Annotated in this window: 3 protein-coding genes; all 3 read left to right on the top strand. The window is 36.6% G+C overall.

Translation table 11 applies throughout. The annotated features are described in order from the left end of the window. Positions 1 to 556 precede the first annotated feature (556 nt). The 3 genes from F6K15_RS37320 to hppD all read left to right on the top strand — a co-directional run bounded on the left by F6K15_RS37320 (position 557) and on the right by hppD (position 4525). A complete protein-coding gene (locus F6K15_RS37320; protein ID WP_293071079.1) occupies positions 557 to 1966 on the top strand; it encodes a hypothetical protein in 1410 nt (469 codons plus the stop codon). 207 nt (positions 1967 to 2173) lie between these two features. Next, positions 2174 to 2881 carry an SDR family oxidoreductase gene (locus tag F6K15_RS37315; RefSeq protein WP_293071078.1) on the top strand — a complete coding sequence of 236 codons (708 nt, stop codon included), beginning with the start codon at positions 2174 to 2176 and terminating at the stop codon, positions 2879 to 2881. A 582-nt stretch (positions 2882 to 3463) separates the two neighbouring features. After that, positions 3464 to 4525: a 4-hydroxyphenylpyruvate dioxygenase gene (hppD, locus tag F6K15_RS37310; protein ID WP_293071077.1), complete on the top strand. Its 1062-nt coding sequence runs from the start codon at positions 3464 to 3466 to the stop codon at positions 4523 to 4525. Positions 4526 to 5113: the final 588 nt, after the last annotated feature.

Below are 5113 nucleotides of genomic sequence, written 5' to 3'. Positions count from 1 at the left end.
TACTACTGTTTATTTGTCAATATTTACATTGTAGCATATTATATGTGAAACCACAACATTGATTGGTTTTCATCCCGACGCTCCCCTGCGGGAGAGCACGGGTCTTCAACCAACATTGAGATAAAAATGAAGCATAATACTTTCCTGTCGGTGTTTTGGTGATTGTTACGGTTTTAAGTTGTCCATCAAATAGTCTTTGACATCCTCCCGAAGTTGCGCTTACGCGACAACTTGGGATTCCCTAGCATCGCTGATAGGCTCTTTCTGCTGCCTCTTGACAGAGGAGGTGCGCTAACATAGCACTTGCCTCCAAGGCCGAAACTCTTTTCGGTCTAAAGGCGCGCTCTACAGACTGACACTCTCTTTAAAATGATTTCACACGAAATATAGGTAAAAGTATAACACAATAAAATCGCGTATTGGATGCTACGCAGTTTATTTATTGGTAGGACATTCATCTCTAACCTTTAGAGGATTAGGAAATTCTGCCCGAAATTCTGTTAAAATGGTACAGTGAATCATCCAAAATTGAGTGACCATTAATCGCTTATGGACTATGTCAGATAATTCTGGTTTGTTGATGACTAATAATACTGCTGCTATTAAGGCCACCAGTAATTATATTTACCAAACGATTGTTTCCATTCAACAACAACATCCAGAATGGATAAATGCAAAGTACAGGAACATTCCTTGGCATCATTCCAAGTATAAATCTACTTTGACTGATAAGTTGACAAAAGGGCTTTTTTATGCTGTAGTCAATGAAGATTTACAACTTAAAGTCATAAATTATCTTCAAATTATTCTGACTCCCGAGTTTATTAATTCCGAGCGATATAATGCTTTAATTTCTCAGATAGATAGACTGATTTATCCAGAAATAAATATCATTTCATCAGACAAAATTACTAATTCTCAGATTCCTGATTTCTCTACAAATGGAACTAAGTTAGTCAAGTCTGGTATGGCGATTTTATTGTTAGATGTAGAAAATTTACACCTTGATATTGAAACAGAAAAAATCCTTGTAGATATCTGCAATTATCCGATTCAAATTAAGGTTGCTTTTGCTAATTGGCGTAGTATGGGAAAAAAAGATGAAGAATTTCATCAACGTGGTTATCAATTAATTCATGTTCCTCCTGGAAAAGATAGTGCTGATTTGAAAATGGCAACTGTAGGTGCTTCTATTTTTGTCAATTATCCCACAGCTAAGGAGGTTTTAGTTTGTTCTTCTGATCGAGGATTAACTCATCTGGGTACTACTCTTCAATCTCATGGATTAACTGTGTATCAAGTACGGAAATATAAAAACAAAATTACTGTTTTAAATAGTCAAACTGGGGAATCACAAGTATATGCTATTTCGGTTCCAGACATACCTACTATAGACGCATTTATTATTCAATTACAGGAGTTAATCAGGTCGGAATCAGAAAAAATCGGACTACAATGGATTAAATTTTCGAGAATTTCTGCGTTGTATAAAGAAACTTATAAACTCAATCTTAAAGATGTAGTTGTGAATCACTTTCCTGACCAAAAGTCTAGGCAAATATTTGTTAATTATCCAGCTTATTTTGCAATTCATCAACCGTCGGAAAAATCCCAAACTTATGTCAGTATTTTTAATTTGTTTAAACCGGAACAAAAAAGTTTAACTACTTCTACAGATAATGGCGAAGTACCTACCAATATTACGGATATTGCTGAGATTACTTCTCAGGAAATCATGGAAAAAGTATTAGTAAAAATTGTGAGTAAATTAATTGATGGATCTCCAAATAATTATGTTCCTATTTCTAATCTCGGCAGTGAGTTTCACCGACTATATGGTAGACCAATTACCAAAACTATTAAGCGGTTTCAACCAAGTAAAAAGTTTCCCAAATATTTGGAGCTGTGTAGTTCGCTGAAGTTGCATCAATCTGAAGAAGGTCGTTGGTTTGTAAGCTTGAGATAAGGGTGCATCTCAATGCATGAATAAAGCCAAAAATTTATCGCTTTTAGGCAACAGCTCATCTGGCAACAGGAAACAGCTCATCTGGCAACAGGGAATAGATATGAGATGCACCCTGAAATAAAGTCGAAAATCAAAAGTTATAGATGAAACTTACTGATTATGGCTATATTATAAAAATATATGTAAAGAAATGTAAAGAAAAAGTTAATGCAGGACAAAGTTGTTGTAATTGTGGGTGCTACTGGTGGTATAGGTTCAGTAGTGGCAGAAAAACTGGCAAACTCTGGTGCTAGCTTAGTCTTAGCTGCCAGAGATAGCAGTAGATTAGATAGTTTAGCCTCTCAACTATCTACTACCCAAATTATTACTGTACCAACAAATATTACTAACCCAGAGGAAGTAGAAACTCTGATGGAAAAAACTTCCAGCCATTTTGGCAAAATTGATGTTTTAATCAATGCAGCAGGAGCAGGTATTCTCAAACAATGGAACAAAATTGAACCTGCTGACCTAGATATTATGCTTGACCTGAATTTGAAAGGTAGCTTTTATACTTGTCAAGCTGCTGCCAATGTAATGAAAAGACAAAAATCAGGCCATATATGCAATGTGATTGGTATTCTAGGCAAACATTCAATGGCCATGGGTACTGTATATTGTGCTTCTAAGTTTGGTTTGGTGGGTTTGAGTAAATGTATGGCGGATGAGTTACGACGCTATGGGATTAAAGTGACTCTTTTCTATTTCGGAGGAGTAAATACACCTTTCTGGGATAATGTTAGCCTAAAGGTCGATCGCTCAAAAATGCTCAGTTCTGAAACTGCTGCTGATGCAATTATGTTTGCTCTGAATGCAGAACCCCAAGCTATACCAATGGAAATTAATATTCAGCCAGACAGTCATTTATTTTTCTAAAGCAGAACTTACCGAATAATTAATAACTAATAATTATTAATTAAATAATTCAGCTTACTCTGCCTCCCCTTTCAAGGGGAAAAAAGCGGTCGAGAGATGGCGAGGTCTCCTCGCCATATCTAATCGACCAAGAGAAGAAATAATATTTCCTGATATTCAATTCCGTAACGGTTTTAACCAGAGGTAATTATCCATTATGCATTATGCATGATCCATTAGATATCTCCAGAAAAGAGGGAATAGGGAATAGGGAATAGGGAATAGGGGGAAAGAACTGATAATTTCTGTACGATAATTGGTTTTATTTTTTATTTTTGGAGATGCCTATTAATTAAGCATTTTTCCAACCAAAACACTATATATACCATAGTGCTATAGTTTTTATCTACTACATATAGTGCCTTTGCGTAAGTCCTTTCAACAATTAATAATTAATAATTATTAATTATTACCTCTCCTGGAAAAGAAGAGGTAAGACTCAAAGGAAAATTAATTCATTGTTTCTCCTTTAAAGGAGAGGCTTTATACCTTAATTTTTGGGTAAAGAAAAGAATTTAGGCTCATCAGTAATAAAGGTTGGTTATGGAATTCGATCACATTCATTTCTATGTTGAAAATGCAATGGAGTCACGAGATTGGTTTATTGAAAAATTAGGCTTTAAAGCGATCGCCTCTCAAACCACTCAACATACTCATAAGGAAATTATCAACAGAGGTCGAGTATATTTTGCCCTATCCTCTCCCATTACATCAGAAAATTTTGTTGCTGATTTTCTCAGGACACATCCTCCCGGAGTAGGTGATGTCGCTTTTCGGGTTCGAGACCTTAACTCAGTTGTGGCCAAAGCAGCAGCGAATGGAGCAGAAGTTTTACAACCTATTCAGCAAGACTTACAGGGTTTGAAATGGGCAAAAATTTCTGGATGGGGAGATATAAGTCATACTCTAGTTGAAAAAATTGATGATGCACAAATTTTACACCCTACTTCTCAACTCCCTACAGATATTGTAACTATTGACCATGTAGTTTTGAATGTGGCTGAGGATAATTTACAATCTGCTCTCGACTGGTATCATCAAATTCTAGAATTTCAACCCCAGCAAAGCTTTGAAATTCAGACAGATAAATCTGCTTTACGCAGTCAAGTGATGGTTGACCCAGATGGTGGAGTGAAATTTCCTATTAATGAACCTGCATCTGCTAATTCTCAAGTCCAAGAATTTTTAGATGCTAATCATGGCGCGGGGATACAACATATTGCTTTAAGGACAGAGAATATTTTGGAGGTGATAGGAGATTTGCGATCGCGTGGTTTGGGTTTTTTGCGGGTTCCGGCAACATATTACTCTCAACTGCAAAAAAAAGCACTAGGTTATTTACCGGAAGTTGACTGGCAAAAAGTTCAAGATTATCAAATTTTGGTAGACTGGGAGGAAATGAGGCCAGAAGCAATGTTACTGCAAATTTTCACCAAACCCATTTTTCCTCAACCAACTGTATTTTTTGAGTTTATTGAACGCAGGGTTGCTTGGGTGAATGGTAAACAAATGCAAGCTCAAGGTTTTGGTGAAGGAAATTTTCAAGCTTTATTTGAAGCTGTAGAGAGAGAGCAAATGAAGCGAAGTAGTTTGGGCAAAAATTAAGAGTATTGGACTGAAGTAGTTTGCTAATTAGGGTTTGCGCTCAAAAGTCTTTTAGTAGTGAGGGGTAGGAGACAGGAGACAACCCACCCACAGGCCCCTCCCAGGAGGGGAGAAGTGGGAATGAGCGAGGAGGTAGGAGTAAGAATTGTCCCAAGATTGTTCGGCCCTTAGCTTGACCAAAATCCTAAGTTTTTGAACCATTACCACTTCAAACCTCGCACTTTTTGATACTTAAAGAGGCACTTACCTTTATCTATAAAGACTTTTAGATTTAATCAGCAAGCCCTAATTATTTTCAAATAGGAAATAGGGAATAGGGAATAGGGAGAAATATTTGAATATTTATATCATGTCCGGTTGAGCATATAAATTAAATGACAAAGGACTCACGAGGACCGAGTCAGGAGTCAGGAGGTAATACCAAATTGATAAATGTTTGCTACAAATAGCTAGGATATTTCGGTAGTGCCTGTGCGAAAGTGTGGGAATGCTCAGATGAATATAGTCCCATAATTGTGGAAATAATTATGGAATGTCCTCTGTGTGGTGATCATCAACCCCATAAGCACGGAAAAACAAGTATTGGAA

This window comes from Okeania sp. SIO2B3 (genome assembly GCF_010672525.1).
Lineage (GTDB): Bacteria > Cyanobacteriota > Cyanobacteriia > Cyanobacteriales > Microcoleaceae > Okeania.
This window is presented reverse-complemented; position numbering and strand designations above follow the sequence as displayed.